Below are 13,073 nucleotides of genomic sequence, written 5' to 3' on the forward strand. Positions count from 1 at the left end.
CTGAAAATATTTTTTGAGCCGTTTCACGCTCCTTTTCTACCTATATATAAAACTCGATATCAATCAGTATTCCTCGCTCCTTATGTCATGCAAACCCTCAAAAATTGGGTTATACTTTTAGGAATGACACGTAACACATATAAAAAAAACACATTCAACGAAGATACTTTACCGTCTAGGATTGTGTAAAAAAATGCATAATAAGGCGATGACTTCGTTTATAAGGGGGGAGTTTATGTCTTTGCTTCATTGGGCGGTATTATCACCATTTCTTTTGGCCATCTTAATACCGTTTTTATACAAGTATTTACGTCGAATACATACTGGCTGGTTTGTACTGATTTTACCCGTTCTTCTATTTAGCTATTTTTCCCGGTTCATTTCTTCAACCAAACAAGGGGAGACCATAACTGAACGGGCTACTTGGATTCCTTCACTAGGAATACATATTGACTTTTATGTAGACGGACTAGGTCTTTTGTTCGCTCTGCTCATAACGGGGATTGGTTCACTCGTTATTTTGTATTCCATCTTTTATCTATCAAAAGAAAAAGAAAAACTGAACCAGTTTTATGTCTTTCTCTTACTATTCATGGGCGCCATGCTTGGTGTGGTCCTTTCCGACAATTTAATCGTTCTCTATTCATTTTGGGAATTTACAAGTTTGTCATCCTTTTTACTCATTGGGTATTGGAACGAAAGGGAACGCTCACGTTATGGAGCTCAAAAATCCCTGCTGATCACCGTCTTTGGCGGATTAAGCATGCTTGGGGGAATCGTGCTCCTTTCCATCATGGGAAACACCTACAGCATAAGGGAACTGATAGCTCAAAGCAGCGAACTGTTGGATCATCCGCTTTTCATCCCTGCTCTTCTACTCATTTTACTGGGTGCCTTCACTAAATCGGCACAGTTCCCATTTCACATCTGGCTACCTGATGCCATGGAAGCACCGACACCAGTCAGTGCCTATCTCCATTCCGCGACAATGGTCAAGGCTGGCATTTATCTGGTTGCCCGTCTAAGCCCGGTGTTTGCGGAATCCGGTGTCTGGTTCTGGCTCGTTTCGATTGCCGGGTTGGTCACCTTATTCTGGGGTTCATTCTCAGCTGTGAAACAAACGGACTTAAAGGGGATTCTTGCCTTTTCCACCGTCAGTCAGCTTGGTTTGATCATGTCTCTATTGGGAATCGGAGCCGCTGCCCTTCACTATGACACGCTGGGAGACAATATATACCTGGCCGCAACAGTGGCCGCCGTCTTCCACTTGATTAACCATGCAACCTTCAAAGGAAGTCTATTCATGGTGGCAGGTATTATTGACCACGAAACTGGTACAAGGGACATCCGCAAGCTTGGTGGCTTGATGCAGCTGATGCCCATCACCTTTACGGTGGCCATCATCGGTGCCTTTTCCATGGCCGGGCTTCCTCCGTTCAATGGGTTCTTAAGTAAGGAAATGTTCCTGGCTGCCATGGTGAATGTATTGGAACTGGATATATTCAATATGGAGACATGGGGCGTGTTATTCCCGGTAGTGGCTTGGGTTGCTAGTGTTTTCACTTTCATTTACAGCATGATTGTCGTTCTTAAGCCTTTTACAGGGAAACTTCGACATTTGGATAAGAAACCGCATGAAGCACCGATTGGCATGTTGATTTCACCGATTATCCTTGCGTCTTTGGTCCTTGTATTCGGGATTTTCCCTAATCTACTATCTTCGTCAATCATCGAGCCGGCTGTGGCGAGTATACAGCCAAGCTTGGCAGACCCGGATTATCATGTTCATATCGCATTCTGGCATGGTTTCCATCCGGAAGTATGGATGACGATCGGAATCATTGTGGTAGGGATCATTTTATACAAAACGTTATCCAAATGGAACGGCATCTATCGGATAGTGCCAGACCGTTTTTCATTGAACTCCCTTTATGATCATGGATTAAAGGGGATGGAACGCTCGGCATCTACCATCATGAAGTTTCTCATGACAGGGTCGATTCGAAACTATCTGCTCTCGATTTTCCTTTTCTTCATCCTTTCCTTAGGCTTTTCCCTTTACTGGAAAGATGCCTTTGTACTCGATACAGGAAACTTTGCTCCATTCGGCGTCTATGAAGTCGTTTTGGCGGCTATCATCGTGATTGGATCGATTGCCATTCTATTTGCGAAATCCCGTTTAACATCGATCATCCTCTTAGGGGCGGTCGGCTATACCATTTCCCTATTTTTCGTCTTGCTTAGAGCACCGGATTTGGCATTGACGCAACTTGTCATTGAAACCATCTCCGTCGCGCTTTTCCTGCTCTGTTTCTTCCATTTACCATTACTTGCAAGCAGGAAGGAAGAGCGGATGACATTCAGGTTGAATAATGCCTTGATTTCAATTGGCGTTGGCGTGATCGTCACATTGATTGCTTTATCAGCGCATAGCAATAAGCTATTTGCTTCCATTTCAAGTTATTACCTTGAAAATGCGTATAAGGAAGCAGGAGGAAAAAACGTGGTCAATGTCATTCTCGTTGACTTCCGCGGACTTGATACGATGTTTGAAATAAGTGTTCTTTCCATCGCAGCACTCGGGATCTTCGCGATGATTAAATTGCGACTGACTGGGAGGAAAGATAAATCATGAAACAAAATGACTTGATTCTTCAAACGGTGACAAAGGTTGCGGCCTTTGTTATCCTACTTTTTTCCGTTTCCATCTTTTTAGGCGGCCACTACTCACCGGGGGGCGGGTTTGTCGGCGGATTGATGACATCAGCGGCGATTGTCCTTCTTTTACTCGCCTATGACATTAAAACCGTCGCGGAGATCTTGCCGATTGACTATAAACTGATGATAGGTGCAGGTTTATTCATCTCTGCCCTGACTGTAGCCGGTTCGCTCCTGTTCGGGGTTCCGCTCATGACTCATGTGTACCGTTATATCGATTTTCCCATCCTTGGTCACATCTCGCTTCATACAGCGGTACTTTTTGATTTAGGCGTTTACCTCGTGGTTGTTGGTGTAACGATGACCATTATTCAAACGATAGGGGAGAGTGAATAATGGAACTTTTAATGGCCATTGTCATAGGAATTCTATTTATGTGTGCAACCTACTTGATGCTATCCAAGAGCATTTTGCGGATCATCATCGGTACAGGGTTGCTTAGTCATGGGGCCCATCTTTTGATTTTAACGATGGGTGGTTTAAAAGGAGGTTCCGTCCCATTGCTTGGGGATGTGGCGACGTCTTATGTTGACCCGCTTCCACAAGCTCTCATCTTAACGGCGATCGTCATCAGCTTCGGTGTCACTTCCTTTTTATTAGTACTTGCCTACCGGACCTACCAGGAACTGGGGACGGACGATATGGAAGAAATGAGAGGTACCGACACAAATGATTAATCTACCATTCTTGCCTGTTTTATTACCGCTTTTTACAGGCATCATCCTTATTTTCTTTTCAAAAAAAATCAAGCTTCAACGAGGGATTTCTTTCATTTCATCCCTCATCGGAATCGGGATTGCTATCTATTTGGTCCTTTCCGTTCATAATGAAGGGATCTTGACACTGGGAGTCGGCAGCTGGGATGCGCCTTTCGGTATTGTGATTGTCGCTGACATGCTTGCCTCCTTACTCGTTCTGACCACGAATATCATTGGATTGGCGATACTGGTTTACTCGTTTTACTCCATAGGGAAAGAACGTGAGGCCCATTATTACTATCCTGTCTTTCAATTTTTACTGATTGGCGTGAATGGGGCATTCCTTACCGGTGACCTGTTCAACCTATTCGTCTTTTTTGAAGTCATGCTGATGGCCTCCTACGTACTCCTTGTCTTGGGAGGAACGAAAATTCAGCTGAGGGAATCATTGAAGTACATCATCGTCAATGTTCTTTCTTCCTCCTTTTTCGTCATCATGGTCGCTTATCTGTATTCGGTGCTCGGCACGTTGAATATGGCACACCTGAGTCAGCGGATAGCAGAGGCAGGACAACCTGCCATCCTATCGGTCATCGCGATCGGCTTCTTGATCGTCTTTGGCTTGAAGGGAGCCATTTTTCCGCTATTCCAGTGGCTTCCGGGTTCTTACTATGCACCGCCTATCCCCGTGATGGCCTTATTTGGAGCCTTGCTGACCAAAGTCGGGGTCTATTCCATTTTCAGGACCTATACACTCATGTTTCATCATGACCAAGATTTCACCCATATGTTTCTCCAAGTCCTGGCGATTTTAACCATCATCATGGGAGTCATCGGTGCAATCGCCAATTGGGATGTTAAAAAGATCATCATTTATAATATCATCATTGCCGTCGGCGTCATCATCTTCGGAATTTCGTTGATGAATGAACCAGCCTTATCCGGATCGATCTTATACATCATTCATGACATGTTAATCAAAGCCGCACTGTTTTTATTGGTGGGCATCATGATTAAGATCAGTGGCTCTGATGATTTACGGAATATGGGCGGATTGATCAAGCAATATCCTGGCCTTGCCTGGACCTTCTTCATCGCAGCCATATCACTGGCCGGAATCCCTCCATTCAGCGGATTTGCCGGCAAGCTGATGATTCTTCAAGGGGCAGCCGATAAAGGAGCCTATATTGGCTTGGCGATGGTCTTGCTATCAAGTTTGATGGTCCTATATTCTGTGATGAAAATTTTCATACACGGTTTTTGGGGAACCCCGAAAGTCGCGTATACCCTAGGTAAGGCAACGGTCAACACAATGCTTGTCCCTGCGGTCCTGCTTGTCGCCATTTCCGTCTTATACGGAGTGGGAACAGAAGCGGTTTACCCCTATATTTCACAAGCCGTTGACACATTAATGAATCCCGATATTTATATCGATGCGGTTTTAAAGGAGTAATGCCTGATGTCCTTTCAAATTTTACTGAATGTATTCCTGGCTATCATCTGGATGTTTTTGAAAAATGAATTCAACGGAAGCACCTTCATCATTGGCTATGTTTTAGGACTTGGCATCCTGTTTATCTTCCGTCATTTTTTCACCAGCCGTTTTTATCTTAACCGAGTGTATGCAGTCATCCGGCTGTTCTTCATTTTCGCCAGGGAGCTCCTGTTATCCAATATTAGCGTACTTAAGGTCATACTTAAGCCAAGGCTCGATATGAAACCGGGTATCTTCGCATACGAGACCGTGCTTACGAAGGATTGGGAGATTACCGTCCTATCCAATTTAATCACGCTGACCCCAGGCACCCTGGTTGTGGAGGTTTCGGAAGACAATCGCATCCTTTATATCCACGCGATGGATATCGCTGATAAAGAAGAAGCCGTCGACAGCATTAAATACACATTTGAAAAAGCAATCATGGAGGTGAGCAAATAATGTTCGATCTTTTACTTAAAATCGCTTTGCTCGGTGTCTCACTATCCATGCTCGGGTTTCTATACCGGTTAATTAAAGGACCTTCTGTTCCTGACCGGGTCATTGCCCTGGATGCGATGGGCATCAACCTCATCGCTCTCGTGGCGCTCGCATCCATCGTCATGGATACGAATGCTTATTTAGAAGCCATCCTGTTGCTCGGCATCCTGTCATTTATCGGAACGGTCGCTTTCGCCAAGTTCCTTGAGAAAGGGGAGATCATCGAAAATGACCGAAATCGCTGAAATTCTTTCTGCAGGCTTTATTTTGATCGGTGTCTTTCTATTCTTGGTATCCGCCTTCGGCATTATCCGGTTGCCTGATGTTTATACACGAAATCATGCCGTATCCAAAAGTTCCACCCTCGGGATCATGTTCATCCTGATTGGGACACTCTTATACTTTTATTACAAGCACAGTCATTTCGATTTCCGTGTCGTACTAGCCATCATCTTCATCTTCATGACCAGTCCAGTAGCCGGACATTTGATCAACCGCTCCGCCTACCATTCTGGCGTTAAAATGTGGGATCAAAGTGTCCAGGATGATTTGAAGAAAAGCCGATGAAGCAAAAAAGGAGCTGCCGTTTTACCCAACGGCAGCTCCTTTTTGTTCACTCTCACTTTGGCAGGTCGATGACTGCCAGCGTACATCTGGAAACGCAGACCAGGTTTCCTTCTTCATCCCGGATCTTCACATCCCATATCATGGTTGTTCTCCCATGATGAAGGATGTTCCCTTCTGCAGTGACAAGGCCCGAACGTACACCCCTTACATGATTTGCGTTGATTTCAAGCCCGACGACCGCTTGTTTCGTGCCGTCGACCAGCTGGAAACCACCGATGCTCGCAACCGACTCGGCCAGGGCGACCGATGCACCTCCATGCAATAGACCAAATGGCTGTTTTGTCCGTTCATCGACGGGCATGGTCGCAATGACTTTCCCATTACTCAATTCCTTCATTTCTATCCCAAGTGCGCCAATCAACGAACCTTCCACATTGATATCCATCTTAGACCCATCCCTTTCATTTTAGAATTCTATCATTAAAACCATTCTACCTTGTCTGGGTGAGTTATAACAGATATAAATGAATAACCATTCATTATTGATGAAAAAAGAGGATGATCCGGGTACCTTCCAGTCATCCTCCATCTCATATACATGCTTGTCTTACTTGGATATAACCTGCTTCAGCTCCGACCAGTTTGTCAGTCTTGGGATGGACTCTATCTCACGGTTATAGGAATTATCGATGGCATATACCTTCGTTTGAATGCCCACCAACGTTTCCAAAACGGCCGGTTTATCATCGAAATAATAGTCCAGCTCCAATTTCTTGATCGTTTCAATTTTTTCATGGTCTTTCATGCCGCAATAAAAATGGTCGTCCTTTACAGGGAATCCATTCTCGATCATCCATTGTTTCGTCCGTTCACCATGCTCGGCTTTTCTTGCCGTAATATAAAAGATTTCATGTCCTTCGTTTTCAAGGGTCTGTAATGCTTCCACTGCCCCCTCAAACGCCGGGCACGAGGAATAATAGATTTCTTCGGCAAGGCTATTCCACATTTTTCCGCCTTCTTCTTTACTCATCTCGAACAATTCATGAATCTCCAAGGTTTTCAAGGCTTTGAATTTTGTTAACTCTACATTTTTATTGAGCTTTTCATTATATAACTGGAATGCATATTCCCTTAAATTAATCAAAGTATCATCTATATCAAAACCGAATCTCATCTTCTTCACTCTCCATTTAAACATACGCGGTAAACAAGGATTCAAAAGATTTCTCCATGTCCACCTGCAAGGCCTGTAGCTTTTCAATATAAGCTCTTCTTTTTGGCTCCGCCCTTTTGAGTCCCGTTAATCCGCTATCTCCCAGAAGGATGTGTTCATAAATTTGTTGGGCCACTAGCTCAGCGTCCCCAAGGGCACAATTGAGTCCGAAAGCACCAGTGGGGGTCATGGTATGGGCCGCGTCCCCCACTAGCAGAACACCATCTTTGGTCCACGTTTCACATGAGCAACTATGAACGTCCAATAAAATGAAGTCCTGCCAGGATTGGATATTTTCACGGACCACACTCCGTAACTCTGGGAAATTCATGATCAACTTTTCAATAAAAGGTTCAAAAGGCTGTTTCCGAAGCTGAGGGAACGAACCATGTTCTATATTCCATCCGATTTGGATGAAACCCCCCGCCTGAGTGAAGAGTGCCAACTGGGAACCATTGACCAATGCATTCTTGATCGATGGCTTCCATCCGTAAGGGGCCGGTATTTTAGCCCAGAGTAAATCATAGCCGTGGTTCTTGACCTCAACCGGGATTTTCGCTTTTTTCCGGACCGTTGAAAACCTTCCATCCGCCCCGACAATCAATCGGCTTTGAATGGTGAATTCACTCCCATCCTTAACGGCTTTCACTCCACAGAACCGCCCCTCTTTGTCCTGGACGAGATCTGTCACCCTCGTGTTCAGCATCAAGTGGAAGGAATCTAACTTTTCAGCTTCATCCAAGATCACCTTCAACAGATGCTTCTGCGGAACATGAATGCCCAGATTATCTTGATGGGCGTCCGGATAAATCTCTTTTACCAGTCGCCCCTCCTGCCAATATTCAATCTGTTCCATTCTAAGCAGGCCCAGATTCTCCACTTTCGCAAATAAGCCAAGCTTTTTAAGGATGCTCTCCCCTTCATCGTTTAAGAATTCCCCTCGAAATTCCTGTGCGACTGCCTGATTTCGCTCAAGGAGGATGACCGAAATGTTCTGTTTGGCCAATAAATAGGCTAAAAGCGCCCCTCCAGGTCCTGAACCAACAATGCAAACATCCGTTTTACCCATCATGCTTCTCACCTGTTGTCTATTTTATTTTGGATAAGCCGTTATGCGGATGTCTTCCCCAAACGTATCAACATGAGAGATGGAAACATCCAAGGCTTCATCCATTTGATCTACATCGTCCCCTGAAAAAGGAGTAAGTGAGTTTCTTCCACCCAATAGTTTAGGAGCTACATAGATTAGATATTTATCGATGAGTCCTGCCCTTAAGAATGAAGCATTTACCTCGCTTCCGCCTTCAAGCAAGACATCCGTTATCCCCTTTTTATATAGTTCGGCCATCAGGATCTCCAAATCCAACCCTGCTTCTGTTTTGGGGACCATGATGAATTCGACTCCTCTTTCGCTTAGGGAGGCGATTTTTTCCAACGAGGCATTTTCATGCGTGACAATGACCGTTCTCGCTTCTTCTACCTGTAAGACATGGGAATCTAGAGGTACGCGGAGTTCACTATCCAAAATGATGCGGACCGGATTTTTTCCCCCGCCTTCAGGAAGCCGGGTCGTCAAGGATGGATTATCGGCCAGGACCGTTCCGATGCCGACTAAAATTGCATCGACCTCATTACGTAGCAAGTGGACCGAGTGACGGGATTCTTCCCCTGTAATCCATTTCGAATGTCCAGTGTGGGTCGCCAGCTTCCCATCGAGCGTCATCGCAAATTTGGACAGGACAAAAGGCCGCCCTGTCGTCATATTATGGATAAAGCGTTCATTCAGCCTTCGTGCTTCTTTTTCCAAAATGCCCACTTCCACTTCAATGCCTGCCTCTTTAAGAAGCGCGATTCCTCTCCCTGCAACTTCCGGGTTGGGATCTTCCATGGCCACTACGACCCGTTTAATTCCCGATTCCTTCACCAAGTTCGCACATGGTGGTGTTTTCCCATAATGGGAACAAGGTTCAAGCGTCACATATAAAGTTCCACCTTTGGCATACTCTCCCGCCATTTTGAATGCATGGACCTCGGCATGCGGTTCACCGGCTTTGCGGTGAATCCCTGTTCCGGCAATCACGCCGTCTTTCACAATAACAGCCCCGACGATGGGGTTCGGGTTCGTCTTCCCTTTAGCACTGCCCGCTAGGTCCAAAGCCAGTTTCATGTAATATTGATCATTATTCATCATCACAGCTCCCCTTCACACAATTACAGTGGGATCCTCTAGTGGGATATGCCCGGATTTCTTGATTTTTGTATCCAGATAGAAACTATTCGTTTCAGTCAAACCACCCCAAAGCGGGATATGATTCTTCGCCGTCAAGCCATGCTCCTTAAGCGCTGCCAGCTTTTTAGGATTATTCGTAATCAGCGTTACGGGTTTATGACGCAGAGCTTTCAACACCGTGATCGCTCCTTCATAAGATCTTGTATCATCTTCGAATCCCAAAGCATGGTTCGCTTCAACGGTGTCAAATCCTTCTTGCTGAAGCAAGTAAGCCAATGATTTTGTAAATAAGCCAATACCTCTTCCCTCATGATCCGCAAGGTAAAAAATGGCGCCGGTTCCGGCGTCGGCAATCATCCTCATCGATTGGTGAAGCTGGTATCCGCAATCACAACGTTGACTGCCGAATATATCCCCCGTATGGCAGATGCTGTGCATACGGACGAGTGCATCCTCCGCTTTCTCAAAATCACCATACACCAATACCGAAGATTGCTGGCCAAAAGCCAAGTTGGCAGTCGAAAGCGATTCGAGCACTGCTTCTTCAACATTATCCTCGCCATCAAGCTGAAGCCAGGTGTACCATTGGAAGACAGCCGAAAAGTCACCTTGCTTAACAGGGAGATTCACGGGACCGACCAGGCATAGATCATCTTTACCCGGTGTTTTCAGGATGTTCATTTTATCTATTAAAAGGTCTTTTATTTGCTTTGTTATTTTCATAGTAAAATCACCTATTTTTTAGTTTTATATAGTACGGTCTCGCTACTTACTTAAGGTAAGCAAGTATTTTAAGTATACTACCAAGCGAGGATTTTTACAAATAATAGTGTACACTTCTTTCTATTTTCCAAGTAAGAAAAACGGCTTTCTAAAACACTATCATAATCTTCTACATCCACTCATATTTTAACCTATATAATAAACCTGTCTATGGAAAGACATAGGAAAGGGAGGCAAACCTTTGGCTGATATCCCTTATTTTTTTTTCGACCAAGATTTTTTCCAGAGAAACCGTGATTGGGGAATGCCTTATCGCAATCAGGTAGATCCGCTGCTTCGCCCTTTCTCCGCCGGAAACCCCGACCTCTTGATTCAATCGGCTAAATCTTCGCAATCGTTAATGGATGATGCAAAAAAAGTAGTGGATATGATTGCCTCGTCCAAACCATTTTCGACACGGCTCATGTCCGCCGCCCAAGAATCGAAAACGGCTGCCGTCACCGACATGATCAAAAAGACAGGTATTAAAAACGAACCAGATATCAAGTACAATCCCGATGGCATCCGTTTTGATTTTTATCCGAAAAAAGGAGAGATAAATTGCCATGTCATCATCAGTTTGAAGTGGAGCAACATATGAAAAAACCGAAGCCTCTTTCCGGCTTCGGCATCGATCCTAGTTCTTGCCCGGATTGAATGTTTCCACAAGAAGGGCAAGGGTACGGGTCATGACTCCAGTCGCCCCGGCCGTACCCAGTTCATTTGCGCTCGCTGTCGTGGATGTTCCCGCAATATCGAGATGGACCCATGGGGTCGATTCGGCAAATTCACCGACAAAGGCACCACCCATGATGGCATGCCCGGCTCCTCCCGGCGAATTATTCAAATCCGCAATCTTACTATTACGCACACGCTCTTTATCCTTTTCGGTAATCGGCAGGCGCCACATTGGCTCACCGGCTTCCTCAGAGGCCTTTTGAACTTGTTCATAGAATTCCACGTTATTGGTCATGGCACCTGTCATATCATTGCCCAAGGCCGTTATAACACCACCCGTTAAGGTGGCAACATCGACAAGGTATTCCGCACCATGGTGTTTCGCATATGTCACGGCATCCGCCAATACAAGCCGTCCCTCGGCATCCGTATTCAGCACCTCGATGGTTTTACCACTCATGGCGGTAATCACATCATCCGGTTTAAATGCATTTCCACTGATCATGTTATCGGTAGAAGGAATGACGGCAACGACATTTTGATCCGGGCCCAATTCCCCGATGATTTCCATCGCACCCAAGACGGCCGCTGCACCGCCCATATCCGTTTTCATTCCAACGATTCCAGCCTTCGTTTTTAATGAGTAACCTCCTGTATCAAAGGTAATTCCTTTTCCGACCAACCCGATTACATCCGTCCATTCTTCTTTTCCCTGATATTTGAGGACGATCATTTTCGGTGGTTCGACCGATCCTTGATTGACCGCTAGAAGAGCACCCATTCCAAGCTTGAGCATGTCTTCCTTCTCGAGGATTTCAACCTCGAATCCATACCGGTCCCCCAATTCCATGGAATAGTTCGCTAAATCCGTGGAAGTCAGTAAGTTCCCAGGTGTATTAACTAGCGTCCTCGCTGAATTCGTCGCTTTCCCAAACACACGGCCGACATGTAGGGCCGCTCCCACTTCATCCGTTTGGCACTCACTATAAACCGTGATGGCTTCCAAACTTTTTTCTATCTGGTTCGATTTCTGTTTATACCCGGCAAATTTATAGCCTGCCAGCTCAAATGCCTCGGAGAATGCATGCGCCGCATCCAGTGCGTCCAACTGTTCAGTCGTGAAGGTGTCCAAAGCGATGCTGATTGTGGTAAGCCTTGATTCAGCCACCACTTTGCGGGCCTTCCCTAAAGCTTCCCTTAAAGTCTCAAAAGATAGTTCTTTTTCTTTCCCTAGACCGACAAAAATCAGCCTCTTTACGCCTAATTTTCCTAAAGTATGTATTTTAGTGATGGACTTCTTCTTGGAAGAGATATCACCATCCTTCACCAATTGTGTAAGATGTCCCGATAATTTCTCATCCGCTTCCTGCCCAATCCCCGTGAATTTAATCGGCCGATCAAACACACCCATTAACAGGCATTCTTCCGTAACATCTAAGTTTAATGTATGTTTCACTGTAAACATTCTGATACGCCTCCATTCGAATACTCCTATTATAACCAAATTCCCCGAAATTTCCGAATTCAATGCACAAAGTGGATTTGAAATGCCCGCTTCATTCATTTAAACAAGATGATCCATTCGATTTCACTTAACCAATTTGTACATCAGGATATCATCGACATATTCATTTTCACTCATTTTAAATTCTTTAACCTTACGACCTTCTTCAATGAACCCCATTTTCTTGTACAAAGAAATAGCACCGTGATTTGATGCGAAAACGCCTAAACTCACTTTTTCGATGAAGGGATTGCTCTCTGCCCAATCCAATAATGCCTGTAGTAGCATACTTCCGATCCCCATTTCTCTGTAACCCTTTCTTATCATCATGCCAAAGGTGCCTGTATGGGACAATCGCATTCTATTTTTGGCCATTTCGAATACTATCCAACCAACGACTTCTCCCTCACTTTCAGCTACCAGTAATGTTTCTCTTTCATGATCCAATATGCTCTGAACCCATTCGCTTTGTTGGGAAGATGTTTTATTGAACTCTGTGGATAACGCGATTAGGAATTCACCTTCTGACACAACAGATTTCTGGATGTCTAAAATCGCCTCGGAGTCTTCCAGTTTTCCAGGACGAACCATGTAACTAACCGGGTCTTTTGAAATAGACAATACTATCTCCTCCTTATAAAACATATGATTACTATTCATATTCTTTATCGACCTACCTAGACCTTCTAAAGAATCGCCTCTTCTTTCTAAATCTTAGCTTTATTTCA

The 13,073-nt window shown here is 44.9% G+C and carries 15 protein-coding genes; 8 read left to right on the forward strand and 7 right to left on the reverse strand.

The window, feature by feature from the left end; all coding sequences use genetic code 11:
* Window positions 1-235: 235 nt before the first annotated feature.
* Genes ACIQXU_RS13160 through mnhG form a run of 7 tightly spaced genes read left to right on the forward strand, consistent with a single transcriptional unit; the run spans window position 236 to window position 5,958 of the window.
* Window positions 236-2,635, forward strand: coding sequence for a Na+/H+ antiporter subunit A (locus ACIQXU_RS13160; protein WP_402989981.1), 2,400 nt, complete (start codon window positions 236-238; stop codon window positions 2,633-2,635).
* Window positions 2,632-3,054, forward strand: coding sequence for a Na(+)/H(+) antiporter subunit B (locus ACIQXU_RS13165; protein WP_402871069.1), 423 nt, complete (start codon window positions 2,632-2,634; stop codon window positions 3,052-3,054). Before ACIQXU_RS13160 ends, ACIQXU_RS13165 begins: the two co-directional genes overlap by 4 nt.
* Complete coding sequence (locus tag ACIQXU_RS13170; RefSeq protein ID WP_402871066.1) at window positions 3,054-3,395, forward strand: Na(+)/H(+) antiporter subunit C; 342 nt, start codon at window positions 3,054-3,056, stop codon at window positions 3,393-3,395. The genes ACIQXU_RS13165 and ACIQXU_RS13170 overlap by 1 nt, the downstream gene beginning before the upstream one ends.
* Entirely contained in the window at window positions 3,388-4,869 is a 1,482-nt protein-coding gene (locus ACIQXU_RS13175) for a Na+/H+ antiporter subunit D (protein ID WP_402989984.1), read from the forward strand. The genes ACIQXU_RS13170 and ACIQXU_RS13175 overlap by 8 nt, the downstream gene beginning before the upstream one ends.
* A gap of 6 nt (window positions 4,870-4,875) precedes the next feature.
* Window positions 4,876-5,352 (forward strand): Na+/H+ antiporter subunit E, encoded by a 477-nt coding sequence (locus ACIQXU_RS13180; RefSeq protein WP_402871061.1) that lies wholly within the window; start codon window positions 4,876-4,878, stop codon window positions 5,350-5,352.
* 47 nt (window positions 5,353-5,399) lie between these two features.
* The gene (locus ACIQXU_RS13185) at window positions 5,400-5,636 is read left to right on the forward strand and encodes a Na(+)/H(+) antiporter subunit F1 (protein ID WP_402871344.1); all 237 of its coding nucleotides are present in this window, start codon (window positions 5,400-5,402) and stop codon (window positions 5,634-5,636) included.
* Window positions 5,620-5,958 (forward strand): monovalent cation/H(+) antiporter subunit G, encoded by a 339-nt coding sequence (gene mnhG, locus ACIQXU_RS13190; RefSeq protein ID WP_402954303.1) that lies wholly within the window; start codon window positions 5,620-5,622, stop codon window positions 5,956-5,958. Before ACIQXU_RS13185 ends, mnhG begins: the two co-directional genes overlap by 17 nt.
* 52 nt (window positions 5,959-6,010) lie before the next feature.
* On the opposite strand, the gene ACIQXU_RS13195 is transcribed toward mnhG, so the two are convergent.
* The 5 genes from ACIQXU_RS13195 to ACIQXU_RS13215 form a co-directional block, all read right to left on the reverse strand.
* Complete coding sequence (locus ACIQXU_RS13195; protein ID WP_402871057.1) at window positions 6,011-6,403, reverse strand: hotdog fold thioesterase; 393 nt, start codon at window positions 6,401-6,403, stop codon at window positions 6,011-6,013.
* A 162-nt stretch (window positions 6,404-6,565) separates the two neighbouring features.
* Window positions 6,566-7,132: a 5' nucleotidase, NT5C type gene (locus tag ACIQXU_RS13200; protein WP_402871341.1), complete on the reverse strand. Its 567-nt coding sequence runs from the start codon at window positions 7,130-7,132 to the stop codon at window positions 6,566-6,568.
* A 16-nt stretch (window positions 7,133-7,148) separates the two neighbouring features.
* Window positions 7,149-8,243, reverse strand: coding sequence for an FAD-dependent monooxygenase (locus tag ACIQXU_RS13205; protein ID WP_402989987.1), 1,095 nt, complete (start codon window positions 8,241-8,243; stop codon window positions 7,149-7,151).
* A 21-nt stretch (window positions 8,244-8,264) separates the two neighbouring features.
* Entirely contained in the window at window positions 8,265-9,359 is a 1,095-nt protein-coding gene (gene ribD, locus ACIQXU_RS13210; protein WP_402989990.1) for a bifunctional diaminohydroxyphosphoribosylaminopyrimidine deaminase/5-amino-6-(5-phosphoribosylamino)uracil reductase RibD, read from the reverse strand.
* A 15-nt stretch (window positions 9,360-9,374) separates the two neighbouring features.
* Window positions 9,375-10,124, reverse strand: a complete 750-nt coding sequence (locus tag ACIQXU_RS13215; RefSeq protein ID WP_402954312.1) for a GTP cyclohydrolase II — start codon at window positions 10,122-10,124, stop codon at window positions 9,375-9,377.
* A 241-nt stretch (window positions 10,125-10,365) separates the two neighbouring features.
* Between ACIQXU_RS13215 and ACIQXU_RS13220 the strand changes: the two genes are divergently transcribed.
* Window positions 10,366-10,764: a YuzC family spore coat inner layer protein gene (locus ACIQXU_RS13220; protein ID WP_402871049.1), complete on the forward strand. Its 399-nt coding sequence runs from the start codon at window positions 10,366-10,368 to the stop codon at window positions 10,762-10,764.
* A gap of 36 nt (window positions 10,765-10,800) precedes the next feature.
* Here ACIQXU_RS13220 and ACIQXU_RS13225 read toward each other — a convergent pair whose 3' ends face one another.
* Both ACIQXU_RS13225 and ACIQXU_RS13230 read right to left on the reverse strand, forming a co-directional pair.
* Window positions 10,801-12,306, reverse strand: coding sequence for a leucyl aminopeptidase (locus ACIQXU_RS13225; protein WP_402954320.1), 1,506 nt, complete (start codon window positions 12,304-12,306; stop codon window positions 10,801-10,803).
* A 123-nt stretch (window positions 12,307-12,429) separates the two neighbouring features.
* Window positions 12,430-12,966, reverse strand: coding sequence for a GNAT family N-acetyltransferase (locus ACIQXU_RS13230; protein WP_402989993.1), 537 nt, complete (start codon window positions 12,964-12,966; stop codon window positions 12,430-12,432).
* Between the last annotated feature and the right edge of the window lie 107 nt (window positions 12,967-13,073).

Source organism: Peribacillus sp. NPDC097284 (genome assembly GCF_044761765.1).
In the GTDB taxonomy this organism is placed as follows: Bacteria; Bacillota; Bacilli; order Bacillales; family DSM-1321; genus Peribacillus.

Coding starts and splice junctions, on each gene's coding strand:
- ACIQXU_RS13175 (WP_402989984.1), top strand. CDS start 3,388: ATGATTAATCTACCATTCTTGCCTGTTTTATTACCGCTTTTTACAGGC.
- ACIQXU_RS13180 (WP_402871061.1), top strand. CDS start 4,876: ATGTCCTTTCAAATTTTACTGAATGTATTCCTGGCTATCATCTGGATG.
- mnhG (WP_402954303.1), top strand. CDS start 5,620: ATGACCGAAATCGCTGAAATTCTTTCTGCAGGCTTTATTTTGATCGGT.
- ACIQXU_RS13185 (WP_402871344.1), top strand. CDS start 5,400: ATGCTCGGGTTTCTATACCGGTTAATTAAAGGACCTTCTGTTCCTGAC.
- ACIQXU_RS13215 (WP_402954312.1), bottom strand. CDS start 10,124: ATGAAAATAACAAAGCAAATAAAAGACCTTTTAATAGATAAAATGAAC.
- ACIQXU_RS13225 (WP_402954320.1), bottom strand. CDS start 12,306: ATGTTTACAGTGAAACATACATTAAACTTAGATGTTACGGAAGAATGC.
- ACIQXU_RS13200 (WP_402871341.1), bottom strand. CDS start 7,132: ATGAGATTCGGTTTTGATATAGATGATACTTTGATTAATTTAAGGGAA.
- ACIQXU_RS13160 (WP_402989981.1), top strand. CDS start 236: ATGTCTTTGCTTCATTGGGCGGTATTATCACCATTTCTTTTGGCCATC.
- ACIQXU_RS13205 (WP_402989987.1), bottom strand. CDS start 8,243: ATGATGGGTAAAACGGATGTTTGCATTGTTGGTTCAGGACCTGGAGGG.
- ACIQXU_RS13165 (WP_402871069.1), top strand. CDS start 2,632: ATGAAACAAAATGACTTGATTCTTCAAACGGTGACAAAGGTTGCGGCC.
- ribD (WP_402989990.1), bottom strand. CDS start 9,359: ATGAATAATGATCAATATTACATGAAACTGGCTTTGGACCTAGCGGGC.
- ACIQXU_RS13195 (WP_402871057.1), bottom strand. CDS start 6,403: ATGGATATCAATGTGGAAGGTTCGTTGATTGGCGCACTTGGGATAGAA.
- ACIQXU_RS13170 (WP_402871066.1), top strand. CDS start 3,054: ATGGAACTTTTAATGGCCATTGTCATAGGAATTCTATTTATGTGTGCA.